Annotated in this window: 24 protein-coding genes, 1 pseudogene and 1 other annotated feature; of the genes and pseudogenes, 5 read left to right on the top strand and 20 right to left on the bottom strand. The window is 55.2% G+C overall.

The window, feature by feature from the left end:
• The 5 genes and pseudogenes from fkpB to KGP24_RS03510 form a co-directional block, all read right to left on the bottom strand.
• Entirely contained in the window at positions 1 to 450 is a 450-nt protein-coding gene (fkpB, locus tag KGP24_RS03530; RefSeq protein WP_003856450.1) for an FKBP-type peptidyl-prolyl cis-trans isomerase, read from the bottom strand.
• A 52-nt stretch (positions 451 to 502) separates the two neighbouring features.
• The gene (lspA, locus tag KGP24_RS03525) at positions 503 to 1,003 is read right to left on the bottom strand and encodes a signal peptidase II (protein ID WP_223562386.1); all 501 of its coding nucleotides are present in this window, start codon (positions 1,001 to 1,003) and stop codon (positions 503 to 505) included.
• Positions 1,003 to 3,819, bottom strand: a complete 2,817-nt coding sequence (gene ileS, locus KGP24_RS03520; protein WP_223562385.1) for an isoleucine--tRNA ligase — start codon at positions 3,817 to 3,819, stop codon at positions 1,003 to 1,005. Before ileS ends, lspA begins: the two co-directional genes overlap by 1 nt.
• A 45-nt stretch (positions 3,820 to 3,864) precedes the next feature.
• Positions 3,865 to 4,791: a bifunctional riboflavin kinase/FAD synthetase gene (gene ribF / locus KGP24_RS03515; protein ID WP_223562384.1), complete on the bottom strand. Its 927-nt coding sequence runs from the start codon at positions 4,789 to 4,791 to the stop codon at positions 3,865 to 3,867.
• 7 nt (positions 4,792 to 4,798) lie between these two features.
• Positions 4,799 to 5,005: pseudogene (locus KGP24_RS03510) on the bottom strand (DUF2575 domain-containing protein); the annotation flags it as partial.
• A 113-nt stretch (positions 5,006 to 5,118) separates the two neighbouring features.
• Here KGP24_RS03510 and rpsT point away from each other — a divergent pair.
• Complete coding sequence (rpsT, locus tag KGP24_RS03505) at positions 5,119 to 5,382, top strand: 30S ribosomal protein S20 (RefSeq protein ID WP_012015991.1); 264 nt, start codon at positions 5,119 to 5,121, stop codon at positions 5,380 to 5,382.
• Positions 5,383 to 5,439: 57 nt separating this feature from the next.
• On the opposite strand, the gene nhaR is transcribed toward rpsT, so the two are convergent.
• From nhaR to dnaK, 4 genes are all read right to left on the bottom strand, one after another.
• Entirely contained in the window at positions 5,440 to 6,339 is a 900-nt protein-coding gene (nhaR, locus tag KGP24_RS03500; RefSeq protein WP_032660752.1) for a transcriptional activator NhaR, read from the bottom strand.
• A 58-nt stretch (positions 6,340 to 6,397) separates the two neighbouring features.
• Positions 6,398 to 7,573 carry a Na+/H+ antiporter NhaA gene (gene nhaA / locus KGP24_RS03495; RefSeq protein ID WP_223562383.1) on the bottom strand — a complete coding sequence of 392 codons (1,176 nt, stop codon included), beginning with the start codon at positions 7,571 to 7,573 and terminating at the stop codon, positions 6,398 to 6,400.
• Positions 7,574 to 7,745: 172 nt separating this feature from the next.
• Positions 7,746 to 8,891 carry a molecular chaperone DnaJ gene (gene dnaJ, locus KGP24_RS03490; protein ID WP_023310347.1) on the bottom strand — a complete coding sequence of 382 codons (1,146 nt, stop codon included), beginning with the start codon at positions 8,889 to 8,891 and terminating at the stop codon, positions 7,746 to 7,748.
• Positions 8,892 to 8,978: 87 nt separating this feature from the next.
• Complete coding sequence (gene dnaK / locus KGP24_RS03485) at positions 8,979 to 10,892, bottom strand: molecular chaperone DnaK (RefSeq protein WP_223562382.1); 1,914 nt, start codon at positions 10,890 to 10,892, stop codon at positions 8,979 to 8,981.
• Positions 10,893 to 11,188: 296 nt separating this feature from the next.
• On the opposite strand from dnaK, the gene satP reads away from it, so the two are divergent.
• Positions 11,189 to 11,755, top strand: a complete 567-nt coding sequence (satP, locus tag KGP24_RS03480; RefSeq protein WP_129343649.1) for an acetate uptake transporter — start codon at positions 11,189 to 11,191, stop codon at positions 11,753 to 11,755.
• On the opposite strand, the gene KGP24_RS03475 is transcribed toward satP, so the two are convergent.
• From KGP24_RS03475 to tal, 3 genes are all read right to left on the bottom strand, one after another.
• Positions 11,732 to 13,054 (bottom strand): MFS transporter, encoded by a 1,323-nt coding sequence (locus KGP24_RS03475; RefSeq protein WP_223562381.1) that lies wholly within the window; start codon positions 13,052 to 13,054, stop codon positions 11,732 to 11,734. The two genes, satP and KGP24_RS03475, sit on opposite strands and share 24 nt — an antisense overlap.
• A gap of 122 nt (positions 13,055 to 13,176) precedes the next feature.
• Positions 13,177 to 13,764 carry a molybdopterin adenylyltransferase gene (gene mog, locus KGP24_RS03470; protein ID WP_223562380.1) on the bottom strand — a complete coding sequence of 196 codons (588 nt, stop codon included), beginning with the start codon at positions 13,762 to 13,764 and terminating at the stop codon, positions 13,177 to 13,179.
• Between the two features lie 110 nt (positions 13,765 to 13,874).
• Entirely contained in the window at positions 13,875 to 14,828 is a 954-nt protein-coding gene (gene tal, locus KGP24_RS03465; protein WP_023334458.1) for a transaldolase, read from the bottom strand.
• Between the two features lie 262 nt (positions 14,829 to 15,090).
• On the opposite strand from tal, the gene KGP24_RS03460 reads away from it, so the two are divergent.
• Both KGP24_RS03460 and yaaA read left to right on the top strand, forming a co-directional pair.
• The gene (locus KGP24_RS03460) at positions 15,091 to 16,521 is read left to right on the top strand and encodes a sodium:alanine symporter family protein (RefSeq protein ID WP_223562379.1); all 1,431 of its coding nucleotides are present in this window, start codon (positions 15,091 to 15,093) and stop codon (positions 16,519 to 16,521) included.
• A gap of 66 nt (positions 16,522 to 16,587) precedes the next feature.
• Positions 16,588 to 17,361, top strand: coding sequence for a peroxide stress protein YaaA (gene yaaA / locus KGP24_RS03455; protein ID WP_039260860.1), 774 nt, complete (start codon positions 16,588 to 16,590; stop codon positions 17,359 to 17,361).
• Positions 17,362 to 17,393: 32 nt separating this feature from the next.
• On the opposite strand, the gene KGP24_RS03450 is transcribed toward yaaA, so the two are convergent.
• From KGP24_RS03450 to yjjY, 7 genes are all read right to left on the bottom strand, one after another.
• Complete coding sequence (locus KGP24_RS03450) at positions 17,394 to 17,696, bottom strand: DUF2502 domain-containing protein (RefSeq protein ID WP_223562378.1); 303 nt, start codon at positions 17,694 to 17,696, stop codon at positions 17,394 to 17,396.
• Positions 17,697 to 17,945: 249 nt separating this feature from the next.
• Positions 17,946 to 19,232, bottom strand: coding sequence for a threonine synthase (gene thrC / locus KGP24_RS03445; protein ID WP_223562377.1), 1,287 nt, complete (start codon positions 19,230 to 19,232; stop codon positions 17,946 to 17,948).
• A gap of 3 nt (positions 19,233 to 19,235) precedes the next feature.
• Positions 19,236 to 20,165, bottom strand: a complete 930-nt coding sequence (gene thrB, locus KGP24_RS03440) for a homoserine kinase (RefSeq protein ID WP_223562376.1) — start codon at positions 20,163 to 20,165, stop codon at positions 19,236 to 19,238.
• Between the two features lies 1 nt (position 20,166).
• Complete coding sequence (gene thrA / locus KGP24_RS03435) at positions 20,167 to 22,629, bottom strand: bifunctional aspartate kinase/homoserine dehydrogenase I (protein ID WP_223562375.1); 2,463 nt, start codon at positions 22,627 to 22,629, stop codon at positions 20,167 to 20,169.
• Positions 22,630 to 22,653: 24 nt separating this feature from the next.
• Positions 22,654 to 22,771: a sequence feature (Thr leader region), on the bottom strand.
• A complete protein-coding gene (gene thrL, locus KGP24_RS03430; RefSeq protein WP_015572623.1) occupies positions 22,710 to 22,778 on the bottom strand; it encodes a thr operon leader peptide in 69 nt (22 codons plus the stop codon). It overlaps the preceding feature by 62 nt.
• Before the next feature lie 211 nt (positions 22,779 to 22,989).
• Positions 22,990 to 23,676, bottom strand: a complete 687-nt coding sequence (locus KGP24_RS03425) for a tRNA/rRNA methyltransferase (protein ID WP_223562374.1) — start codon at positions 23,674 to 23,676, stop codon at positions 22,990 to 22,992.
• A gap of 399 nt (positions 23,677 to 24,075) precedes the next feature.
• Positions 24,076 to 24,216, bottom strand: coding sequence for a protein YjjY (yjjY, locus tag KGP24_RS03420; RefSeq protein WP_085928893.1), 141 nt, complete (start codon positions 24,214 to 24,216; stop codon positions 24,076 to 24,078).
• A 95-nt stretch (positions 24,217 to 24,311) separates the two neighbouring features.
• Here yjjY and arcA point away from each other — a divergent pair, with 95 nt between their 5' ends.
• Complete coding sequence (arcA, locus tag KGP24_RS03415) at positions 24,312 to 25,028, top strand: two-component system response regulator ArcA (RefSeq protein WP_003856501.1); 717 nt, start codon at positions 24,312 to 24,314, stop codon at positions 25,026 to 25,028.
• A gap of 46 nt (positions 25,029 to 25,074) precedes the next feature.
• Here arcA and creD read toward each other — a convergent pair whose 3' ends face one another.
• Positions 25,075 to 26,427 (bottom strand): cell envelope integrity protein CreD, encoded by a 1,353-nt coding sequence (creD, locus tag KGP24_RS03410; protein ID WP_223562373.1) that lies wholly within the window; start codon positions 26,425 to 26,427, stop codon positions 25,075 to 25,077.
• Between the last annotated feature and the right edge of the window lie 3 nt (positions 26,428 to 26,430).

The following is a 26,430-nucleotide window of genomic DNA, read 5'->3' as shown; positions in this document are numbered from 1 at the left end:
TCAGGCCTCCAGTGCAGGATCGATTTCCAGCACTTCAACATCAAAATGAACGGTACGCCCGGCAAGCGGATGGTTGAAGTCAACGGTAATAGAGTCGCCGTTGATTTCGCGGATCACGCCAGGCATTTCGCTGCCGTCCATAGCGGTAAAGAGCATAATCGCTCCGATCTCCGGTTCACCTGCGTCCATAAACTCGCGGCGCGAGAAATACTGGATAAGGTCGGGACTCGGCACGCCAAACGCGGCATCCGGCTCCAGCGAAAAGGCTTTTTTCTCACCCTCTTTCAGGCCCAGAAGCTGCTGCTCAAGACCTTCAGACAGGGAGGTATCGCCAAGACGAAACAGGGCCGGTTTGCCGTTATTGCGGGTGGATTCGGCCGTGGAGCCGTCATCCAGCTTCAGCGTGAAGTGAACGAGAACCGCGCTGTTGCTCTGTACGGATTTAGACATGCAAATTGCTCGCTTGTTTTGCCCGGTAGCATTACGCCACCGGGCGAGTGTGTTACGCCTGCTCTTTCGCGGCCGGTTTAGGCAAGAAGCCTTCCAGCACGATTAACGCCGCACCGATACAAATTGCCGTATCGGCCAGGTTAAAGGTCGCGAAGTGCCAGTCGCCGACGTAGAAGTCGATCATATCGACCACAAAGCCGTGCCACAGGCGGTCAAACAGGTTGCCCAGCGCGCCGCCAATGATCAGCGCGTAGGGGATGTTATTCAGCTTTTGCGTGGCCTTCGAGCGGTACATCAGCACAGCCAGGATCACGCAGATACCGAGAGCGATACCCGCAAAGAACCAGCGCTGCCAGCCACCGCTGTCGGCAAGGAAACTAAACGCTGCGCCGTAGTTACGCGCGTAGTGCAGGTTAAGCGATGGGAACAGCGGAACCGTCTCCCCCAGAGCAAAATTCTGGAGGATCAGGAACTTGCTGCCCAGATCGATAATCAGCACCACCACAACCAGCCACAGCCAGCGCAGTCCTGTTGAACAGAGAGTTTTACTCATCAGGCAAACTTACGTTTTTCGCCGTCACCGGCGACGTTGCTTACACAGCGTCCGCAGATGTCTGCGTGTTCCGCCACCTGACCGACATCGGTAGTGTAATGCCAGCAACGCGGGCATTTCTCACCGTCGGCTTTGCTCAGCGCGACTTTCAGTCCTTTGAGCAGTTCGCTCTGCTGAGCATCAGCAGAAGCATCGGCATAATCCGCAACTTTCGCACCGGAGGTCAACAGGACAAATCGTAATTCATCGCCCAGCGCCGTCAGCTTCGCAGCCAGTTCCGGTTCGGCGTACAGCGTGACTGCCGCTTCCAGAGAGCCGCCGACTTTCTTGTCTGCACGCGCCTGCTCGATAACCTTGTTCACTTCGCCACGCACTTTCAGCAGCTCGTCCCAGAAGGCATCGTTCATCGCTTCGGTGCTGGAGAGATCGAACAGACCTTCGTACCACTCGCCCGTGAACACATACTTCTCACGGTCGCCCGGCAGGTAGCCCCAGATTTCATCCGCGGTGAAGGACATGATCGGCGCCATCCAGCGCACCAGCGCTTCTGCGATGTGGAACAGCGCGGTCTGACAGCTACGACGCGCCACGCTGTCCGCTTTCGCGGTGTACTGGCGGTCTTTGATGATGTCGAGGTAGAACGAGCCCATCTCGATGGAGCAGAAGCGCATCAGGCGCTGCACCACTTCGTGGAAGTCGTAAGACTCATAGGCTTTCAGGATATCTTCCTGCGCCGCTTTCGCGCAGCCTACCGCCCAGCGATCCAGCACCACCATCTCTTCCGGTTTCACCATGTCTTTTGCCGGATCGAACCCGTTCAGGTTCGCCAGCAGGAAGCGCGCGGTGTTACGGATACGACGATAGCTGTCGGCAGCACGTTTCAGGATCTCGTCAGACACCGCCATTTCGCCGGTGTAATCGGTAGAGGCCACCCACAGACGCAGAATATCTGCGCCCAGCTTGTTCATCACATCCTGCGGAGAAACGGTGTTACCGATAGATTTGGACATCTTACGGCCCTGACCATCCACGGTGAAGCCGTGAGTCAGTACCTGACGGTAAGGTGCTTTCCCCTTCATGGCGGTAGAAATCATCAGAGATGACATGAACCAGCCGCGGTGTTGGTCAGACCCTTCCAGATACATATCGGCAGCGTGGCCGGCAAATTCCGGACGCACGTCAACCACGGAGGAGTGGGTAGACCCGGAGTCGAACCACACGTCCAGGGTATCCGGCACTTTCTCGTAGTTATCTGCGTCAGCGCCCAGGATGTCGTGGGCGTCGAGATCCCACCACGCCTGAATGCCGTCAACTTCGACGCGCTTCGCCACTTCTTCCATCAGTTCCAGGGTGTTCGGGTGCAGCTCCTGCGTCTCTTTATGTACGAACAGAGACATCGGCACGCCCCAGGTACGCTGACGGGAGATACACCAGTCAGGACGGTTAGCCACCATGGATTCGATACGCGCCTGGCCCCAGTCAGGGATCCACTGCACGCCCTTGATCTCTTTCAGAGACTGCTCGCGCAGGCCTTTTTGATCCATGCTGACGAACCACTGCGGGGTCGCACGGAAGATGATCGGGGTCTTGTGACGCCAGCAGCACGGATAGCTGTGCTGCATTTTTTCAACGTGCAGCAGCGCGCCGCTGGTGCGCAGCATGTCGACGATGATGTCGTTAGCTTTAAATACGTTGATACCGTCCAGCGCCGGATAGGTGCCAGGCAGGTAAGATCCGTCCGGTCCAACCGGGTTAGCGATTTCCAGACCGTACTTCAGGCTGATGTTGTAGTCGTCTGGACCGTGGCCACCGGCGGTATGAACCGCACCGGTACCCGCTTCCAGCGTCACGTGTTCGCCCAGGATCGCCGGAACGTCGAAGTCCAGGAACGGGTGTTTGAAGCGCATTAGTTCCAGCGCGTCACCTTTCACGGTGCCCAGCACGGTGTAATCGGTGATGTTCGCGCGTTTCAGCACGCTTTCAACCAGATCTTTCGCCAGGATAACCGCCTGACCGTCAATCTGCACCAGCGCGTACTCAAACTCACCGGACAGGGAGATCGCACGGTTCGCTGGCAGAGTCCACGGAGTGGTAGTCCAGATCACCAGAGAGATCGGGCCATTCACGGACGACACACCAAATTTAGCTTTCACTGCATCCTGATCGACAGCGTTGAACGCCACGTCGATAGATGGAGAGGTTTTGTCGTAGTACTCAACTTCCGCTTCTGCCAGCGCAGAGCGGCAGTCAACGCACCAGTGCACCGGCTTAGCGCCTTTGTGCAGGTGGCCGTTACCGATGATTTTACCCAGCGCACGAATGATGTTGGCTTCAGTTTTGAAGTCCATGGTCAGGTACGGGTGCGACCAGTCGCCCAGCACGCCCAGACGGATAAAGTCAGCGCGCTGACCGTCAACCTGCGTAGCGGCGTATTCGCGGCACTTCGCACGGAACTCGGCGGCGGTGAACTTCTCACCCGGCTTGCCAAACTCTTGCTCGACTTTCAGCTCGATTGGTAGACCGTGGCAGTCCCAGCCCGGAACGTAAGGCGAGTCATATCCCGTGAGGCCTTTGGACTTCACGATAATGTCTTTCAGAATTTTGTTAACCGAGTGACCAATATGAATGCTGCCATTCGCATATGGAGGGCCATCATGCAGAATGAAGGTTTTTTTGCCTTTTTTGGCTGCACGAATGATGCCGTACAGGTCATCATCGGTCCAACGCGCCAGCATTCCCGGTTCGCGCTTGGCGAGATCGCCGCGCATCGGGAACCCTGTTTCCGGCAAATTCAGGGTTGATTTATAGTCACTCATCAGATTCTCGGTTCCGTATTTATCACGTAGGCAGTTAAGCCGGGTTCAAAGCCCAAAAAACTCGCGGGCCGTCAATTCATCTCGCGCAATTTGCGCTTTTAGTTCATCCAGCGAACCAAATCGCTGCTCGTTGCGTATTTTTTTACGCAGTATCACATCTATATGGCGACCATAGAGGTCCATTACAACGTCCAGCAGGTGCACTTCTAGCTGTTGACGGACACCGGCGACGGTCGGACGCGTGCCAATGTTGGCGACGCCATAGAACGGTTTATCGCCCAGTCCTGCCACTTCCACCGCATAAACCCCTTTAACCGGGGAAACCTGACGACGCAGCGGTATATTCGCCGTCGGGAAGCCTATCGTGCGGCCCAGCGCATCGCCATGGACCACGCGGCCAGAGATAGTAAACGGATGTCCCAGCAGGGTTTCCGCCGTGTCTAGTTCATCATTAGCCAGCGCCTGACGCACCGCCGTGCTGCTGACGCGCACGCCGCCTTCGCAGAAGGTCATCGCGCTGGTGATGTCAAATCCGTACTCCAGACCAGCCTTCTGTAATAGCAAGAAATCGCCCTGACGACCAGCGCCAAAGCGGAAATCATCGCCCACGGCGAGAAACTGCACGCCAAGACGCTTAACCAGCAGGTCGCTGACGAAATTTTGTGCTGTCAGCGCGGCAAAGCGGCGATCGAAACGTACACACAATACATAGTCAACGCCGGACTCCGCCAGATAGCGCAATTTCTCGCGCAGGCGAGTGAGGCGAGCGGGAGATTTATCGCCCGCAAACAGCTCCAGCGGCTGCGGCTCGAAAATCATCACTACAACGGGCAGGCCACGGGCCTCCCCTTCTTTACGCAATCCCTGCAACAGCGCCTGATGACCACGATGCACGCCGTCGAAATTACCAATGGTCAGCACGCACCCGTGTGGCGCGCTGCTGAGATTATGTATGCCGCGTATCAGCTTCATGTCTGGCTCAAAACAGTGAAAATCGCCAAAGTATACCTTGTACAGCGGTTAAGGTTAACCGGCGATTGTTCGCGCAAAACAGAAAGCCGTAATGATTTCATCAGGCTGACCTTTCGCAGCGAAAAAATCTGCTCGTGAACTGCGATTTTTATGCCGAAAGGCTGTATTCACGAAAGACAAGCTGGTAGAATCCTGCGCCATCACTACGTAACGTAGCGTCGCTAACTAACGGCGCTTATTTGCACAAATCCATTGACAAAAGAAGGCAAAGAGGGCATATTCCTCGGCCTTTGAATTGTCCACATAGAACATATTTGGGAGTTGGACTTGGCTAATATCAAATCAGCTAAGAAACGTGCCGTTCAGTCTGAAAAGGCTCGTAAGCACAACGCAAGCCGTCGCTCTATGATGCGTACTTTCATCAAGAAAGTATACGCAGCAATCGAAGCAGGCGACAAAGCTGCAGCGCAGAACGCATTTAACGAAATGCAACCAATCGTGGATCGTCAGGCTGCTAAAGGTCTGATCCACAAAAACAAAGCAGCGCGTCATAAAGCAAACCTGACCGCGCAGATCAGCAAACTGGCTTAATCGCTACTTGCTGTTGCTTGTTTAAAGAACCCGCTTAACGCGGGTTTTTTTATGCCTTCAGATTGCCGGTGGCGTAAAAAGCGCCGAGTAGTCGCGGTTGCAGATTCGCTGCACCGCCGGGTGCTGAATCATCCTCTCCGCAAATATGGCGTGATACTCCTCCATAACGTTATCCACTCTGCCTATCTCCGTAATCTTGTCGTCCGAATAGAGATCGTGCGCGTACAGCGTCGGCGCAACGAAGATCGCATTATGCGCCTCTCCAAAGGCTTTCATCAGCGCCGCATCGTCGAACTCACCGAGGATTTCTACCTTTAGCCCCTGCGAGTTAAACCAGTTCAGCAGCTTGCGTCCGAGCATGGAACGTCTTCCCGGCACCAGCAGGCGGCGTTCTTCAAGGCACGCGGGAAACGGTTTTTCCGGCGGCGGGTTAATGCACCAGAAGCTGACGCCGCATTCACCAATTTTCACTGAGAACAGCCCTTCCTGCTGGGTGGAGTCAATCGGGCAATCCGAGATAATCATGTCCAGCTTGTGCTGGCTCAGCTGTTCCAGCAGCATTTCGTGGGTGGATTCAAAGCAGCGCAGGTGGATTTGCTCGTCTTCAACTACCGCCGCATCCAGCACGCCGCTCACCAGCCGCTTGGACAGCGCATCCGCCACGCCCACGTCAAAGAGCAGGTTCGACTCTTTGCGGTAGTTAACAATATCCAGCATCTCCTGGCTCAGGGTGAACATTTTGTCCGCATAGCGGAAAACCAGCTCGCCCAGTTCGCTCGGTTCAATCCCACGCCCTTTACGCTTGAACAGCTTGCCCTGCAGACGCTCTTCCAGGGCCTTGATTTGCCCGGTGATGGTTTGCGGCGTCAGGTAGAGCGCCTCTGCCGCCCCCACCACCGAGCCCTGTTTATAGACGTGCCAGAAGTAGTACAGATGGTTGTAATTTAAATGAGACATTGCTTCTTCTCTCCCTGAGTGTGTATCGGGAGAAGGCTCGCCTCCTCCCGGTGTTCCGTTATGCCTGGACGGCCTGTCCGGACAATTTCACCTTCAACAAGGTATAACCGATTACCGCGGCCAGTAATGACCCGATGAGGATGCCGAGTTTAGCCCAGACGATAAGCTCAGGCGCATGCGCACCAAACGCCAGCGTCGAGATAAAGATCGACATCGTAAACCCGATGCCACACAGCACGCCGACGGCCATAATCTGCGTAAACGTGGTGCCGTGCGGCAATGACGCCAGCTTCAGCTTCGTCGCAAGCCAGCAGAAGAGGCTAATGCCCAGCGGCTTACCGATAAACAGCCCGGCAATGATGCCCAGCGGCAGCACGGAAGTCAGCCCATCCAGCGTCACGCCGCCCAGCGAAACCCCCGCGTTAGCAAACGCAAACAGCGGCAGGATCATAAAGGCGACCCACGGGTGCAGCACATGCTCCAGCTGTTTGGCAGGCGACTTGCCCTCCTGCGGCTTAAGCGGCACGAAGAAGCCCACAATCACGCCTGCCAGCGTAGCGTGCACGCCCGATTTCAGCACCGCCGTCCACAGCACCATTCCCACCAGGATATAAATACCGATGCGGCGAACATTGAAGATATTCAGCAGCGCCAGCACCGCAATCGCCCCGGCGGCGACGCTCAGGGACAGGATAGACAGATCGCTGGTGTAGAACAGCGCGATAATTACAATGGCGCCCAGGTCATCGATGATCGCCAGCGCCATGAGGAAGATTTTCAGGGCCACCGGCACGCGGCTTCCCAGCAATGCCAGCACCCCGAGCGCAAAGGCGATATCCGTCGCAGCCGGGATCGCCCAGCCGTGACGCGCGATCGGATCCTGCCAGGTGAACGCCAGGAAGAGCAGCGCCGGCACCACCATCCCACCGAGCGCGGCAATCACCGGAAACGCCGCGCGCTGGCGGCTGGCAAGAGAGCCCAGTACCAGCTCACGCTTAACCTCAAGCCCAACGAGCAGGAAGAACACCGCCATCAGCGCATCGTTGATCCACAGCAGCATGTTCTTATTAATTTCCAGTGCCCCGACCTTCAGCTCAACCGGCGTTTCCAGAAATGCATGGTAGAGTTCCTGCGTGATGCCAAGGTTAGCCAGCACCATCGCGGCCGCTGCGGCAATAATCAGGATCACGCCACCGGACGCTTCACTGCTAAAGAAACGGTGTAGTAATTTCATTTAAGTTCTCTCTTTTACAACAATACCTCGATAAAACCATAATACCAAGCCAAATAGCTCGGCAAAAACAGATTAATGTTGAGTGTAGACTCAGTTTAACCGAGCTATACGCGCAAATAAAAAAGCCCGGAATCGCTTCCGGGCTTTTAGAAGATGAAAACCAGCTAACGAATTAGCGAGTCAAATCATCGAAGAATTTTTTGACGCCATCGAAGAAGCTTTTGGAACGCGGGCTGTTTTTCTCACCCGTCGGACCGCCAAAGCTTTCCTGCAGTTCTTTCAGCAGCTGTTTCTGCTTGTCGTTCAGGCCAACCGGCGTTTCCACGACGACGCGGCACAGCAGGTCGCCCTGGGCACCACCGCGAACGGATTTGACGCCTTTTCCGCGCATGCGGAACAGCTTGCCGGTCTGGGTTTCCCCAGGCACTTTCAGGTTCACACGACCGTCCAGCGTTGGCACTTCGATTTCGCCACCGAGTGCCGCCATCGCGAAGTTGATCGGTACTTCGCAGTACAGATTATTACCTTCACGCTCGAAGATAGCGTGCTGTTTCACCTGCACCTGAACGTACAGATCGCCTGCCGGTGCGCCGTGCTCCCCTGCTTCACCTTCACCCGCCAGACGGATGCGGTCGCCCGTATCGACGCCAGCCGGGATCTTAACGGACAGCGTTTTGGTTTTCTCAACGCGACCGTGCCCGTGGCATTTGGTGCACGGATCTTTAATCAGCGTACCGCGACCGTGACAGTGAGGACAGGCCTGCTGTACCGCGAAGAAGCCCTGACGCATCTGAACCTGACCAGAGCCGTGACAGGTTGGACAGGTCTGAGGCTGCGTACCCGCTTTCGCGCCGCTGCCGTGGCAAACGTCACACTCTTCCAGCGTCGGGATACGGATCTCTTTGGTTACGCCGCGAACGGCCTCTTCCAGAGTCAGCTCCATGTTGTAGCGCAGGTCCGCGCCGCGCGCCGCGCGCTGACGACCACGGCCGCCGCCGAAGATGTCGCCAAACACATCGCCAAAGATATCGCTGAAGTCAGCGCCGCCGCCAAAGCCGCCGCCACCGAATCCACCGCCGCCCATGCCGCCCTGCTCAAAGGCTGCGTGACCGTACTGGTCATAGGCCGCACGTTTTTGTGCATCGGTCAGGACTTCGTAGGCTTCTTTGATCTCTTTAAATTTGGCTTCAGCCTCTTTGTCACCCTGGTTACGGTCCGGGTGGAATTTCATGGCCAGGCGCTTATACGCCTTTTTGATTTCACGCTCTTCCGCAGTTTTCGGAACGCCTAAAATCTCGTAATAGTCTTGCTTTGCCATTGGTTTTTTTAAGCCCCTTAACATGCGAGCACGGGCGTGGAGAGTTCTCCTACGCCCGTGCCGATTAATTACCCTGCATCAGGGCGATTATTTTTTATCTTTAACTTCTTCGAACTCAGCGTCGACAACGTCGTCGTCTTTCGCGTTGTTCGCTGAAGCGTCAGCGCCCGCCTGCTGTTGAGCGTGCTGCTGCTGAGCGATTTCCATCAGCTTCTGAGAAGCCTGCGCCAGTTCCTGCATCTTCGCTTCGATGTCCGCTTTGTCTTCACTTTTCAGTGAGGATTCCAGCGCACTCAGTGCAGCTTCGATAGCAGTCTTGTCTTCCGCTGGCAGTTTATCGCCTGCTTCTTCAACCTGCTTACGGGTGCTGTGCAGCAGATGGTCACCCTGGTTGCGGGTCTGAACCAGCTCTTCGAACTTACGGTCGGATTCCGCGTTAGCTTCGGCATCGCGAACCATTTTTTCGATTTCCGCTTCGTTCAGGCCAGAAGATGCCTTGATGGTGATCTTCTGCTCTTTACCGCTGTTTTTGTCTTTCGCAGACACGTGCAGGATACCGTCAGCATCGATGTCGAAGGTCACTTCGATCTGTGGCATGCCGCGCGGTGCCGGGTTAATACCGTCCAGGTTGAACTGACCCAGAGATTTGTTATCCGCCGCACGCTTACGCTCACCCTGAATCACATGGATGGTTACCGCAGACTGGTTGTCTTCAGCGGTAGAGAACACCTGGCTGTGTTTCGTTGGGATGGTGGTGTTTTTGTTGATGAGCGCAGTCATCACACCGCCCATGGTTTCGATACCCAGAGACAGCGGGGTAACGTCCAGCAGCAGTACGTCTTTAACTTCACCGGTCAGTACGCCACCCTGAACCGCAGCACCAATTGCGACTGCTTCGTCCGGGTTAACGTCTTTACGTGGCTCTTTACCAAAGAACTCAGCCACTTTCTTCTGAACCATTGGCATACGCGTCTGACCACCGACCAGGATAACGTCCTGGATATCGGATACGGACAGGCCAGCGTCCTGCAGGGCAACTTTCAGCGGCTCGATGGAACGGTTCACCAGGTCTTCTACCAGGCTTTCCAGTTTCGCACGGGTCACTTTGATGTTCATGTGTTTAGGACCGGTCGCGTCTGCAGTGATGTACGGCAGGTTCACGTCGGTCTGCTGAGCGGAAGACAGCTCGATCTTCGCTTTCTCAGCGGCTTCTTTCAGGCGCTGCATAGCCAGCGGGTCGTTACGCAGGTCAATGCCCTGATCTTTCTTGAACTCGTCTACGAGGTAGTTAATCAGACGGGTATCGAAGTCTTCACCACCCAGGTGGGTATCACCGTTGGTTGCCAGAACTTCGAAGGTTTTTTCGCCGTCAACTTCGTCGATTTCGATAATAGAGATATCGAAGGTACCACCACCAAGGTCGTAAACCGCGATAGTACGGTTGCCGACTTCTTTATCCAGACCGTAAGCCAGTGCAGCAGCGGTTGGTTCGTTGATGATACGTTTTACTTCCAGACCTGCGATACGGCCAGCATCTTTGGTTGCCTGACGCTGAGCATCGTTGAAGTAGGCAGGTACGGTGATAACAGCTTCAGTTACCGGCTCACCCAGGTAATCTTCAGCGGTTTTCTTCATTTTTTTCAGCACTTCAGCGGAAATCTGCGGTGGTGCAGTTTTGGTGCCTTTCACATCAAGCCATGCATCGCCGTTATCTGCCGCGATGATTTTGTAAGGCATGATGGAAACGTCACGCTGAACTTCTTCGTCCTGGAAGCGGCGACCGATCAGGCGTTTAATCGCAAACAGGGTGTTTTGCGGGTTTGTCACTGCCTGACGTTTAGCCGGCTGACCAACCAGAGTTTCACCATCCTGGGTATAAGCAATGATAGAAGGCGTGGTGCGATCGCCCTCGGCGTTCTCCAGCACGCGTGCAGTAGTGCCATCCATAATCGCTACACAAGAGTTGGTAGTACCCAGGTCGATACCAATAATTTTACCCATCTAAACGTCTCCACTAAAAATTCAGTCAACATGTGGTTGTGTACCTGTAATAAGGGCAGAACGTGCTTTTTCAACTGCCCAGATTTGATTTTTTTCAGGTCCACACACTGCGGTTGACTACAAGATGGGGTCGCGGCGGCATCCATCAAGGGGCAAGCATAAAAAAAATTTTAATTTCACCCTGATGAGATCATAGACGTCATCAATTGCGCCCATTATGATGCCGCGCCCAGTCAGGGAGAACTGACGCGGGTTTAACCATTTCACCATATTAATGATGATTTTTTTGAGGACTTATGGGCAACACTAAGTTGGCTAATCCGGCTCCGCTGGGCCTGATGGGTTTTGGCATGACCACTATCCTGCTGAACCTGCACAATATCGGGATGTTCCCGATGGATGGCATCATCCTGGCGATGGGCATTTTTTACGGCGGTATCGCGCAAATCTTCGCGGGCCTGCTGGAATATAAGAAAGGCAATACCTTCGGCTTAACCGCCTTCACCTCTTACGGTTCTTTCTGGCTGACCCTGGTTGCCATTCTGCTGCTGCCTAAAATGGGCATGGCGGACGCGGCAAACGCCCACTTCCTTGGCGTTTACCTGGGCCTGTGGGGCGTCTTCACCCTGTTCATGTTCTTCGGTACCCTGAAAAGTAACCGCATGCTGCAGTTCGTTTTCCTGAGCCTGACCGTACTGTTCGCCCTGCTGGCGATTGGTCACCTGGTGGATAACGAAGGCATCGTTCATGTTGCCGGCTGGATTGGTCTGGTTTGCGGCGCAAGCGCTATCTACCTCGCAATGGGTGAAGTGCTGAACGAGCAGTTTGACCGCACCGTTCTACCGATTGGTGAAAAACACTGATCCCTCTGTCGTGCCCGCCCCGCGGGCACGACATCCCCCCGCCTGACGAAGCCAAAATCCTAATACCAGCCCCATCAGCGAGAGCGCGAGTACATACCAGGCTGGCGCCATCGGCGACACGCCCATCAGCACGGTGACGGCAACTGGCGTCAGCCCGCCGAAAATGGCATATGAGACGTTGTAAGAGAACGAGATCCCGGTGAAACGAACTTCCGGCGGAAAAGCTCGCACCATGACGTAAGGCACAGCACCCACTACGCCCACGCACAACCCTACCAAGCCGTACAGCAGGAACAGCTGTTCAGGATGGCTGCCCGCCAGATGGTAAAACGCCCAGCTTGATGCGGCCAGTAACAGGCTGCCGACGATAAAAGTAACGCTGGCACCGAAACGATCTGCCGCCAGCCCGGCGGCCAGACAGCCAAAGCAGAGCATGATTGTCGCGATACTGTTCGCCTGTAGCGTCACGGCAGGGGCGAAACCGTACTGCTTTTGCAGCCACACCGGGGACATCAATATCACTACCACAATGCCCGCTGAGAGCAGCCAGGTGAGCAGCATCGACACTACCACCGCTTTTTTATGGCGTACCACGACCGCCTTCACCGGCAGCTCCTGCGCCAGCGCTTTGCGCTGCTGCATCTCGAGGAAAATCGGCGTCTCCTGCAACCAGCGGCGCAGGTACATCGCCACCAGACCAAACGCCCCGCCCAGCAGGAACGGAATACGCCAGCCCCAGTCGTGCACGGCCTGCTGCGTCATGCTGGTATTCACAATCGTTGCGACCACCGAGCCGAGCAAAATCCCTACCGTTAAACCCGCCGTTAAGGTTCCGCAGGCAATACCAATGCGGCGCGCCGGAACATGCTCCGCGACGAACACCCACGCGCCCGGCACTTCACCGCCAATCGCCGCACCCTGAAGAACGCGCATCAGCAACAGCAGCAACGGAGCAAGGATGCCCATCGAGGCATAAGTGGGCAGCAGACCAATGGCCAACGTGGGTACGGCCATCAGCAGGATGCTAAGGGTAAACATCTTCTTGCGCCCGACCAGATCGCCAAAGTGGGCCATAATGATGCCGCCCAGCGGACGTGCCAGATACCCGGCGGCAAAAATGCCGAAGGTTTGCACCTGACGCAGCCAATCCGGGATATCCGTCGGGAAGAAGAGTTCTCCCACCACGGCGGCGAAGAAGACGAAGATGATAAAGTCGTAAAACTCCAGCGCGCCGCCTAAGGCCGCGAGCGTGAGAGTTTTGTAGTCCTGTCGATTCAGAGGTCGGGTGTTATGTGACATAGCGAACCATTATGCGTGTGTTGTGGATTTATTTTTACAGCAATCGTAAAGAAAATATTACTATACCGTAAAAGCTTTACCACGCTAACGCCGCTTCAGCTAATGTCACATATTGATTAATTTCAGGAGATTGTTTCGCGACGTGCGTTTTTCGGACGAAAAGCTGCTACTACTTTCTCATCGGTTTCCACATAGGGACCGTCAAGCAGCTGTATACAATACGGTACACTTGCAAAGATGCCGTGAACAATGACGCTACCATCTTCTGCTTTCAGCCCTTCCAGCGTCTCTTTAATCGACTTCGGCTGGCCCGGCAGGTTCAGGATCAACGCCTGCTTGCGGATCACTCCCACCTGGCGGGAAAGAATGGCCGTCGGAACAAAGTGTAGGCTGATCTGCCGCATTTGCTCGCCAAAGCCCGGCATTTCGCGATCGGCAATCGCCAGCGTTGCGTCCGGCGTCACGTCACGGCGCGCGGGGCCGGTTCCGCCCGTCGTCAGAACAAGGTGGCAGCTCATTTCATCCACCAGTTCACACAGGGTCTGCTCGATGATCGGCTGTTCATCGGGGATCAGACGGGTTTGAATTTCAAAAGGAGTTGTCAGCGCAGCGCCCAGCCACGCTTCGAGAGCAGGGATGCCTTTATCCTGGTAAACACCGCTGGAGGCGCGGTCAGAAATCGACACCAGGCCGATGCGTAAGGTATTCATATCCATTCCATTCAAAAAATACTGATTAAAGGGAATGATACACGCAGAGAGGGGATTCAGACAGGGTACGAAAGAAGTCGCGTGACCGGGAGCCCGGTCACGCAGAATGATTACAGCAGGTCGCCGATCATTTTTTCCAGTTTGCCCTGGTCAACAGCAAACTTACGGATACCGTCCGCCAGTTTGTCTACCGCCATTGGATCCTGGTTGTGCTGCCACAGGAACTCGGATTCAGTGATGCGCTCTGGGCGTGCTTTCACTTCACCGGTGTAGGACAGTTTACGCTCCAGGGTACCTTCGCTTTCTGCCAGCTCTTTCAGCAGCGCAGGGGCGATGGTCAGGCGGTCACAGCCAGCCAGCTCGATGATTTCACCGACGTTACGGAAGCTTGCGCCCATAACCACGGTCTCATAGCCGTGCTGCTTGTAATATTCGTAGATTTCAGTAACAGAAACCACGCCTGGATCTTCAGCCGGTGCGTATTCTTTCTTATCGGTGTTAGCTTTGTACCAGTCCAGAATACGGCCCACGAACGGAGAAATCAGGTATACGCCTGCTTCTGCACATGCACGCGCCTGCGCGAAGGAGAACAGCAGGGTCAGGTTACAGTTGATACCGTCTTTTTCCAGCTGCTCTGCCGCGCGGATACCCTGCCAGGTAGAAGCCAGTTTAATCAGGATACGGTCGTTGCTAATGCCAGCGTCGTTGTACATTTTGATCAGACGTTTCGCTTTGGCGATAGACGCTTCGGTGTCGTAGGAGAGACGTGCATCCACTTCGGTAGAGATACGGCCAGGCACCAGTTTCAGGATTTCCAGACCGATGTTCACTGCCAGTTTGTCGGTGGCATCCACAACCTGCTGCGCGCGGTCGTTGCTCTGTGCTTTCGCCCAGGTCACTGCGTCGTCAATCAGTTTGCGATACTCAGGGATCTGTGCGGCGTTAAGGATGAGAGAAGGGTTAGTTGTGGCATCCTGCGGCTGGTACAGCTTCATTGCCGCGATATCTCCGGTGTCAGCTACGACAGTGGTGAACTGACGAAGGGAGGTCAATTTATCCGTCATGATAGTGTTTCTCTTTTAACGTGCCCTGGATAATTCACGCTACCGACAGCATGCCTGCAGCGGAAAAATGACAGGTTTACTTGTTAGGGGGATGTAACCGGTCTGCCCTGATGATAACACGACGGAGGGGTAGCGCAACCGCAGACAGTGCGCTTAGGTAGAGTATGGTAAACTCGAAAGATTAACAGGCTGCTAAGCAACAGCATGCCCAATCAGTGGTAGCGCTTACATATTCACTTTGGCATCAACAAGAGGGACGTTAATGCCTGATTTCTTTTTCTTTATTAACGAAGTCCTGTGGGGTTCGATAATGATTTACCTGCTTCTGGGAGCAGGTATTTGGTTTACGCTACGCAGTGGGTTTATCCAGTTTCGTTATATTCGCAAGTTTGGCAGAAGTCTGAAAAACAGCGTTACGCCCCAGCCGGGCGGATTAACGTCGTTCCAGGCACTCTGTACCAGCCTGGCGGCACGCCTCGGCAGCGGGAATCTGGCGGGCGTTGCGCTGGCGATCGGTGCTGGCGGGCCAGGCGCGGTCTTCTGGATGTGGGTGACGGCGCTACTCGGGATGGCCACCTCCTTTGCCGAAAGTTCGCTCGCCCAGCTTTATAAAGAGAAAGATAAAAACGGCCAGTTTCGCGGCGGTCCTGCCTGGTATATGGCGCGTGGCTTAGGGATGCGCTGGATGGGCGTTCTGTTCTCACTTTTTTTATTGCTCGCGTACGGTCTTATTTTTAATACCGTCCAGGCAAATTCTGTCGCCGATGCCCTGCGCTATGCCTTCTCCTGCCCGGAGTGGATTACCGGTATCGTGTTAGCCCTTATCGTTCTGCTCACCATTTCTGCCGGTCTCAGGGGCATCGCTCGCCTGATGCAGTGGCTGGTTCCCGTTATGGCGCTGCTTTGGGTTGTCGCGAGCCTGTTCGTCGCCGCACTGCATATCGACCAGGTGCCGGGCGTGATTGCAACCATCGTCAAAAGCGCTTTTGGCTGGCGCGAAGTGGCCTCCGGGGCGCTGGGGTACACCTTCAGCCAGGCGCTGATGGCGGGTTTTCAGCGAGGAATGTTCTCCAATGAAGCCGGTATGGGGTCAACCCCCAACGCGGCAGCCGCCGCCTCCTCCTGGCCACCGCACCCGGCCGCACAAGGCATTGTGCAGATGATTGGCGTCTTTACCGATACCATTATCATCTGTTCCGCCAGCGCCATGATTGTACTGCTGGCAGACTCCGTACCGCATTCCTCAGGAACCGCCGGGATACAGCTTCTCCAGCAGGCGCTGGTGAACCTGACCGGCGGCTGGGGAGCAGGATTTGTCTCGCTCATCCTGGTGTTGTTTGCCTTTAGCTCGATTGTGGTGAATTACCTCTACGCCGAAAATAACCTTATTTTCCTGAAGCTCGACTCCCGCGCCGCAATCGGAACCCTGCGTCTGGCGGTAATACTGATGATCATCGCTGGCTCCTTCCTCAGTATGCCGCTGGTCTGGCAGCTGGCTGATATCATTATGGCGCTAATGGCGATCACTAACCTCACGGCGATCCTGCTGCTCTCGCCGGTTGTTACCCTGATTGCCAGAGATTACCTTCGTCAGCGCAAGCTGGGGGTTCCGCCGGTATTTGATCCCGCACGCTATCCCGACGTTGAGGCGCAACTTGCTCCCGGCACGTGGGATGATTTGCCGCGGCAATAACAGCCATCGATCAATTCAGAGCGATTTTTTGCTAAAGTCGCTCTAAATTTCCTGCAAGGACTGGATATGCTGATTCTGATTTCACCTGCAAAAACGCTCGACTACCAGAGCCCGCTCGCCACCGAGCGCTATACCCAGCCTGAACTGCTGGACTACTCGCAGCAGCTGATCCGCGAAGCGCGTAAGCTCTCTGCGCCGCAAATCGCCTCGCTGATGAGCATCAGCGACAAGCTGGCCGATCTTAACGCGACCCGCTTTCACGAGTGGCACCCGGATTTCACCCCGGCTAACGCTCGCCAGGCGATTCTGGCGTTTAAAGGTGACGTCTATACCGGCCTGCAGGCGGAAGATTTTAGCGAAGCCGATTTCGATTTTGCCCAGCAGCATCTGCGCATGCTGTCTGGTCTGTACGGCGTGCTGCGCCCGCTGGATCTGATGCAGCCGTATCGTCTGGAGATGGGGATTCGCCTGGAAAATGCCAAAGGCAAAGACCTGTACCATTTCTGGGGCGATATCATCACCGACAAGCTTAATGCGGCGCTGCACGCACAGGGTGATAACGTAGTGATTAACCTGGCGTCCGATGAATACTACAAGTCTGTGAAGCCGAAAAAGCTGGATGCCGAAATCATCAAGCCGGTTTTCCTCGATGAGAAGAACGGTAAGTTCAAAGTGATCAGCTTCTACGCCAAGAAAGCGCGCGGCCTGATGAGCCGCTACATCATCCAGAACCGCCTGACGAAGCCGGAGCAGTTAACCAAATTTAACAGCGAAGGCTATTTCTTTGACGAAGCGTCGTCAGGGAAAGGCGAGCTGGTGTTTAAGCGCCACGAGCAGTAAAAACAAACCCCGCCAGCTGGCGGGGTTTTGCACTAGTGGTGTTTCCAGTCCGGGCCGCGATCGTCGCGGTGATCATCGTGGTGATGGTCATCGTGACGATCGTCGTGTTTACGATGCTCATCATGTGGACGCCAGTGGTTATCACGCCAGTCATAATGCGCTTTCCACCAGTCATGGTCGCGCCAGCGGCCGCCGTCCCAGTAATGCCCGTTGTTATCCTGGTCACCAATCTGCAGTTTTACCGCAGGTACGAGGGTAATTTCAGATGCCTGAACCGCCATGGGGGCGACCAACACCAGTGAAAGCGCGATGAGTGCAGGTTTCAGTGTAGACACAGGTGACTCCTTATTCTTCTTGCCCAACGTGGGCCGATGTAAGGAGAGTACGCGAGGGGAACGGGGGATGTTATTCTCTGCAATCCTAAACGCTAAGTGACCGCATTTATTGGGAATTTCTGCTTTTTTCCTGCTTTTTCTCTCCTTAATTTCTCCACAAAAAAAGCCGGGTGTCGCTGCGTTTACCCGGCCTGTAATTAGTTCGTCATTGTAGGCCCGGTAAGGCGAAGCCGCCACCGGGCAACACAATCACGCGCGGGTCATCATCAGCTTACGCAGCGCGGCAAAGTCCGCCGGCAGCTCATGTGACAGCAGCGGCAGGTCGGCGCGCTCGGCCAGCTCTTTCGGCAGCGGCAGCGTTTCGCCCAGGATCGCTTCCACGCTCTCTTTGAACTTCGCCGGATGCGCGGTGCCCAGGAACAGGCCATATTCACCCGGATTAAGCTGGTCGCGCAGCGCGCGATACGCAATCGCCGCGTGCGGTTCAGAGGTATACCCCACCGTCTTCAGCTCGCGCATGGTCGCTTTGGTGGTTTCATCCGTCACCGAGGCGTAGCCCAGGTCACCCAGACGCCAGATCTTACGGCGGAACAGCTCTTCCACGCGCGGCCAGTTGTTCGGCTGTGAAACATCCATTGCGTTGGAGAGCGTTGCCTGCGTAGCGTTCGGCGCCCACTTCCCGTCTTTCAGGAAGCGCGGCACGGTGTCGTTGGCGTTGGTCGCCGCGATAAAGCGTTTCACCGGCAGACCCAGGGATTTCGCCAGCAGGCCAGCAGTCAGGTCACCGAAGTTACCGCTCGGCACGGAGATCACCAGCTGGTTGCGCGCTTCCTGCGGCAGCTGCGCCACCGCTTCGAAGTAGTAGCAGATCTGCGCCAGCAGACGGCTGATGTTGATGGAGTTGGCAGAGTTCAGACCCAGAGCCACCTTCAGCTCTTCGTCGTCGAAGGCCTGCTTGACCAGCGCCTGGCAGGCATCAAAATCGCCGTCGATCGCCACGGTTTCAATGTTGCCGCCGAGCGTACAGAACAGTTTTTCCTGCAGCGGGCTAATTTTGCCTTTCGGATAGAGGATCACCACGCGGACGTTTTTCAGGCCGTAGAAGGCATGCGCCACCGCCGCACCGGTATCCCCGGAGGTCGCGGTGAGGATAGTCACCGGTTTGTCGCCGCTGATGTGGGTCAGCATCTGCGCCATAAAGCGGCCGCCGAAGTCTTTAAACGCCAGGGTCGGGCCGTGGAACAACTCGAGGCAGCCAACGTCAGGCTCAACCTGCTTCACCGGCGCCGGAAAAGCGAACGCCGCACGCACGCGCTCTTCCAGCAGCTCCTGCGGGATTTCGTCGCCGATGAACGCAGACAGAATTTTGGTGCTGCGGGTGACAAAGTCCTGCTTCAGCAGCTCGTCGATGTCGGTCAGCTGGAATTCCGGCAGGTCATGCGGGAAGAACAGCCCCTGGTTTTTGCCCAGCCCCTGAGTTACCGCCTGCGCGAAGCTGACCTGCTCGTTATGATCTTTAAGGTTATAGAGTTTCATTAATTATCCCAGTACTCGTGCGCCAGCCGTGTCCAGACGGCAAATATGAACAAAGCCTTCCTGATTTTGCAGGTAGTGTTTAGAGAGCCAGTCCGCCACGCGCTGCGCGGTGTCTGGCTTGTCGCACAGGGCGAACAGCGTCGGGCCGGAGCCGGAGATGCCGCACGCCTGCGCGCCGATATCCATGGATGCCTGTCGCGCCTCGTTAAAGCCGGGCAGCAGCTTCGTGCGGTACGGCTCGGCAATGACGTCCTTCATCAGCTTCTCCGCCAGCTGCGGCTGACGGGTGTAACAGGCGTGAATAAAGCCCGCCAGATGACGCCCGTGGGCAATGCAGTCCTGACGACGATACTGCGCGGGCAGGATCGCACGCGCTTCCGCGGTAGAGACCTTAATGCCCGGATAGGCCAGCACCCACAGCCACTCATCAAACCCTGGCACCTGCTGGCTGATGATGCCATTTTCTTCGATCATCAGCTGCATGCCGCCGAGGAAGCACGGCGCGACGTTGTCATAGTGAATGCTGCCGGAGATGCGCCCTTCAAGCTCGCCCATTAACCCCAGCAGGCGGTTGTTGTTCAGCGGCTTGCCGCAGTGCTCGTTCATCGCCACCAGCGCGGCGACCACCGAGCAGGCGCTGGAACCCAGTCCCGAGCCAATCGGCATGCTTTTTTCCAGCGTCATGGCGACCGGCACGTTTTTACCGATCTCCTGACAGAAGCGTTCCCAGCACTGATAGACGATATTCTCGCGCGGGTCGGACGGCAGTTTGCTGGCGAAGCGGCCCACGTTATTCAGGCTGAAGCTGTCTGCCGCTTCTACCGTGACCGTATCGCCCAGCAGCGAACCATCCACCGGCGTCACCGCCGCACCCAGCACGTCAAATCCGACGCTCATATTAGCGCTGGAAGCCGGGGCATAAACTTTGACCATGTTAAACTCCTAACTTCCATGACAGGGTACGCAGCAGATCGGCAAACACACCCGCCGCCGTAACATCGTTCCCTGCGCCATAGCCGCGAAGCACCAGCGGCAGTGGCTGATAATAGTGGCTGTAAAACGCGAGGGCGTTTTCGCCGTTTTTGACTTTGTACAGCGGGTCGTTGCCATCCACTTCGGCAATCTTCACCCGGCACACGCCATCTTCTTCAATGTTGCCAACATAGCGCAATACCTTACCTTCATCACGGGCTTTCGCAACGCGAGCGGCAAAAGCGTCGTCAAGCTGCGGCAAACTGGCCATAAAGGCAGCGACATCACCGCTGCTGTCAAATTCTGCCGGCAGTACCGGCTCAATCACGATATCGGAAAGCTCAAGCTCACGGCCCGTTTCACGCGCGAGGATCAGCAGCTTGCGCGCCACGTCCATACCGGAAAGGTCGTCACGCGGATCCGGCTCGGTATAGCCCAGCTCACGCGCGGCGCGGGTCGCTTCCGACAGGCTCATCCCTTCATCCAGCTTGCCGAAGATAAACGACAGCGAACCGGAGAGAATGCCGGAGAAACGCTGCAGTTCGTCGCCCGCGTTCAGCAGGTTTTGCAGGTTCTCGATAACCGGCAGCCCCGCGCCCACGTTGGTGTCGTACAGGAACTTGCGGCGCGACTTGCTCGCCGCCAGACGCAGCTGGTGATAGTAATCCATAGACGAGGTGTTGGCCTTTTTGTTCGGCGTCACCACGTGGAAACCTTCGCGCAGGAAGTCGGCGTACTGGTCGGCCACCGCCTGGTTCGAGGTACAGTCGACGATCACCGGGTTAAGCAGGTGATACTCTTTCACCAGACGGATCAGGCGGCCCAGGTTGAACGGCTCTTTCGCCTCGTTCATCTCGGCCTGCCAGTTTTCCAGGCTTAGGCCATGCACATTGGTCAGCAGCGCTCTGGAGTTGGCAATCCCGCAGACGCGCAGATCGATATGTTTCTTCTTCAGCCACTCCTGCTGGCGCTTCACCTGCTCCAGTAACGCACCGCCCACCCCGCCGACGCCAATCAGGAACAGCTCGATAACCTGATCCGTGTTGAACAGCATCTGGTGAACCACGCGTACGCCGGTAGTGGCGTCATCGTTGTCCACAACTACAGAAATTGAACGCTCTGACGAGCCCTGGGCAATCGCCACGATATTGATATTGGCGCGCGCCAGCGCGGCAAAGAACTTGGCGGAGATACCGCGCAGCGTGCGCATGCCGTCGCCGACTACAGAGATAATCGCCAGACGCTCCTGAATAGCGAGCGGCTCCAGCAGCTCTTCTTTCAGCTCCAGATAGAACTCTTCCTCCAGCGCACGACGAGCGCGCAGGCAGTCAGCCTGTGGCACGCAGAAGCTGATGCTGTATTCGGAAGAAGACTGGGTAATCAGTACCACCGAGATGCCGTTGCGGGACATAGCGGCAAAGACGCGCGCCGCCATGCCGACCATCCCTTTCATTCCCGGACCGGAGACGCTGAACATCGCCATGTTGTTGAGGTTGGAGATGCCTTTCACCGGCAGACCGTCCTCGTCGGTACTCGCGCCAATCAGCGTACCCGGCGCCTGCGGGTTACCGGTGTTTTTAATCAGGCAAGGGATCTGGAACTGGGCAATCGGGGAGATGGTACGCGGGTGAAGCACTTTAGCGCCGAAGTAGGAAAGCTCCATCGCTTCCTGGTACGACATCGACTTCAGCAGTCTGGCATCGGGTACCTGACGCGGGTCGCAGGTATAAACGCCGTCGACGTCAGTCCAGATCTCACAACAGTCCGCGCGTAAGCAGGCGGCCAGCACGGCGGCGGAGTAGTCGGAGCCATTACGGCCCAGCACCACCAGCTCGCCCTTCTCGTTACCGGCGGTAAAACCTGCCATCAGGATCATGTGGTCAGACGGAATTTTGCTGGCGGCGATACGGCGGGTAGATTCGGCAATATCAACGGTGGATTCGAGGTAGTGGCCCACCGCCAGTAGTTTTTCAACCGGGTCAATTACGGTCACGCTATGGCCGCGCGCTTCCAGCACGCCCGCCATGATGGCGATTGAGAGTTTTTCGCCCCGGCAGATCAGCGCCGCGTTGATGCTGTCCGGGCACTGGCCAAGGAGGCTGATGCCGTGCAGAACGTGTTTGATTTGCGCAAATTCCTGCTCAACGAAGGACTTCAGCTGAGCGTGCGGGAAGCCAGGCAGCGCCTCTGCCAGGCCCTGCAGCAGCTCTGCGAAGATACGCTCGGCGTCGCTGATGTTCGGGAGTGCATCCTGGCCACCGATGGTCTTTTCAATCATCGCCACCAGATGGTTAGTGATTTTTGCCGGGGCAGAGAGCACGGTTGCAACCTGCCCCTGCCTGGCGTTGCTCTCCAGGATATCGGCAACACGCAGAAAACGTTCTGCATTTGCCACTGATGTACCGCCGAACTTCAACACTCGCATGGTTCTACCTCGTTTCCTTTAGCCGAAAAAAAAGCCCGCACTGTTCAGGTGCGGGCTTTTTTTTGTTTTTCCTGTACGCGTCAGCCCGCATCGTTACCTGTGGTAATGATGATGGTTGTGGTAATGGTGGTGATGCTGATGCGTTTCATGGATGTTGTGTACTCTGTCATTATTATCTGTCTGTGCTGTATTCTTTTAGGGTTAAAGGATCGGGCCCCTTAAGTCAATGGATTTTTAATTTGATCACATTTTGGGGGACTCTCACGTCCCGCTGCGTGCAGATTTATTTTCATCCGAATCCCCCAGGTGCAACCCTTTGCAACAGACTTATCTGCCATAGTAAAAACTTATGACAGTATTTTACTCGGCCAATTTTTTTTCAATATCATGCAGCAAACGGTGCAGCATGGCGGTGTCCCGCTGCTCAAGACGCCCCAAACGCTGCTGCAGCCAGTCAGCCATTTTTTGATCGTCCGCCACTCCCAGCTGAGACAACAGTTGCTCAACGCGTGCCCGCAGCGCAGCCAGCTGATTTTCATTTGCTCCTTCTGCCTGAGGTTGGGGGATTTGTATTAAGGAGGCTAATTGATAGCAGTAGACCATGACCGCCTGGCCCAAATTCAGGGAGGGATAATCGGCTACCATCGGCGCACCGGTAAGAACGTCCGCCAGTTCCAGCTCTTCGTTGGTTAATCCGGAATCCTCGCGACCAAACACCAGTGCGGCTTTATCCAGCCACTGGCTTTTCTCACTCAGCATCGGCACCAGCTCCGCTGGAGTGGCATAGTAATGGAACTTCGCCCGGCTGCGCGCGGTGGTCGCAACGGTAAAAGAGATGTCGTACAGCGCATCAGCAAGCGTCGCGTAAGTTGTTATATTATCGAGAATATCGCCTGAGCCATGTGCCACCCAACGTGCCGCAGGCTCCAGATGAGCCGTGCTGTCCACAATACGTAAATCGGTAAAACCCATGGTCTTCATGGCACGCGCGGCAGCGCCTATATTTTCTGCTCTGGCTGGGGCAACCAGTACAATCGACAGATGCATTTATGCTCTCTTTTTAATCAGTTAGCCGGTAAAAATGTGATGCACTTCAACATATTACGCAGCGCGAATTTACAAAATTGCAACACAAATCACCGAAATAGCGTTTCATAACAAATTAAAAACGCTAAACTATTCTGTGTCTGAACAATCAGTTAGAATGTTAACAGAACACTATTATCCCTATGTTTTATAATGATAATAGCGGCATGAATACCCTATTCTGATTGGATTCGCTTCGTTTATAAATCAATGTCCGCAACTAGTTGGTTTATTGAAAAATTGTGACAAAGGCTAGCATTCGGCTACGATGATTTCATCAAACTGTTAACGTGCTACAATTGAACTTGATATATGTCAACGAAGCGTAGTTTTATTGGGTGTCTGGTGTCACTTAGCCTGTTATGTTGCTGTTAAAATGGTTAGGATGACAGCCGTTTTTGACACTGTCGGGTCCAAAGGGAAAGTACCCAAGACCAAGCTAATGATGTTGTTGACGTTGATGGAAAGTGCATCAAGAACGCAATTACGTACTTTAGTCACGTTAAGCCGATCATGTTAATTTTCGACATGCATCAGGCAGGTCAGGGACTTTTGTACTTCCTGTTTCGATTTAGTTGGCAATTTAGGTAGCAAACATGCAGACCCCGCACATTCTTATCGTTGAAGACGAGTTGGTAACACGCAACACGTTAAAGAGCATTTTCGAAGCAGAAGGCTACGATGTCTTTGAAGCGACCGATGGCGCAGAGATGCATCAGATCCTTTCTGAAAATGATATCAACCTGGTGATCATGGATATTAACCTGCCGGGCAAAAACGGTCTTCTTCTGGCGCGCGAACTCCGCGAGCAGGCGAACGTCGCGTTAATGTTCCTTACGGGCCGTGATAACGAAGTTGATAAAATTCTTGGCCTGGAAATCGGTGCGGATGACTACATCACCAAGCCGTTCAACCCTCGCGAGTTAACCATTCGTGCACGCAACCTGCTGTCCCGCACCATGAACCTGGGTACGGTCAGCGAAGAGCGCCGTAGCGTTGATAGTTACAAATTCAACGGCTGGGAACTTGATATCAATAGCCGTTCTCTGATTAGCCCGAACGGTGAGCAGTATAAACTGCCGCGCAGTGAATTCCGCGCGATGCTGCACTTCTGCGAAAACCCGGGAAAAATTCAGTCCCGTGCAGAGCTGCTGAAGAAAATGACCGGCCGTGAGCTGAAACCGCACGACCGTACCGTAGACGTCACCATCCGTCGTATTCGTAAGCATTTCGAATCAACGCCAGATACGCCGGAAATCATCGCCACGATCCACGGCGAAGGGTACCGTTTCTGCGGCGATCTGCAGGAGTAATCCGGCAGTAAATGCAGTAAAAAACGGCGCATTTGCGCCGTTTTTTTTATTTCCAGATCCGCATCGTGTCGTCGTCTGGCTCTGCTGGAGATTCAGCCCGCTTTGGCTGAGAGAGCGAGTACCAGTCGAAATGCCGGGTCAGGTACATCACGGCGAACAGCGCCAGGGCGAGAACCGCAGAGCCTAACAGCAGCGCGCTATCCTCCGAACGCAGCAGGAACCACATCACGACATCCAGCCCGAGTAGTGCCAGCACAAACAGCCCGCTGCGCTTCCAGCTTTTCAGCACCGCCTGCAGGTACATCCCGTTCATCGCAGCACCAACCAGGCTTGCAACAACCCAGGCGGGCGTAAACCCGACGTGTTCAGACAGCGCCAGCAACACCAGATAGAACAGGACTAGCGACAGCCCCACCAGCAGATACTGCATCGGGTGAAGACGTAATCCGGTTAAGGTTTCGAAGACAAAGAAGGCCATAAACGTCAGCGCAATCAGCAAAATGGCATACTTGATTGCACGGTCAGTCAGTTGATACTGATCGGCGGGTGTCGTGACCGTGACGCTAAAGGCGGGAATCGACTCCCATGAAGGAGACTCACTCCCGTTGAACCAGCTCTCAAGGTTGTTCGCAAACCAGCTGCTCTGCCAGTTCGCCTGAAAACCAGAATCACCAATTTTGTGTTTTACCGGCAGATAGTTGCCCATGAAGCCCGGATGCGGCCAGTTGCTGTTAAGCGTCATTTCGCTGTTACGTCCCACGGGCACCACGGCAAAACTTCCCGTCCCCGCCAGATTCAGAGACATCTCCATGGCAAACGTTTTTGTCTCCAGCGCTTTTTCAGTCAGCGGGATATGAATACCGGAAAGCGCGCCATACACGCCCGATCCAGGCTCTACGCTCAGCGTCTCGCCGTTGATACTGGAGATTTTCACCGTGCCAATGCCGCGTGCATCCCCCACGCCGACAACGATAAACGGCTGCCCCAGGGTCATCGTTTCCCCTTTAAGCTGCGCCATTTTTTCGGTGTTGAACCGTGCTTTTACCCTGAGATCGGTGTTCCAGATCTGTCCGTCGTAGATCCCGATATTCCGGGACTCAACGTGCTGGTTACCCTCAACAAGCAGAGACTCAGGCAGGATAAAATGCATATAGCTTTTCTTGTACTCGACCTTCTTCTCATCCTCTAACTTGTAAAAGATCTCCGTCACCGGAATCGCAATCAGCGGGCCGACCAGTTTTTGCGGTCCGCTGGTGCTCTGGCGAAGCGTATTTTCGACATCATTACGGTAGCTTTCACGCTCTGAAATGAGGTTACTCACCATAAACAGCGGGACTAAAAGCAGCAGGATGCAACCCAGCAGGGTGCTTACTTTCCAGAACAGGGGGGATTTCATCATTAC

It is taken from the genome of Enterobacter sp. JBIWA008, assembly GCF_019968765.1.
In the GTDB taxonomy this organism is placed as follows: Bacteria; Pseudomonadota; Gammaproteobacteria; order Enterobacterales; family Enterobacteriaceae; genus Enterobacter.
This window is presented reverse-complemented; position numbering and strand designations above follow the sequence as displayed.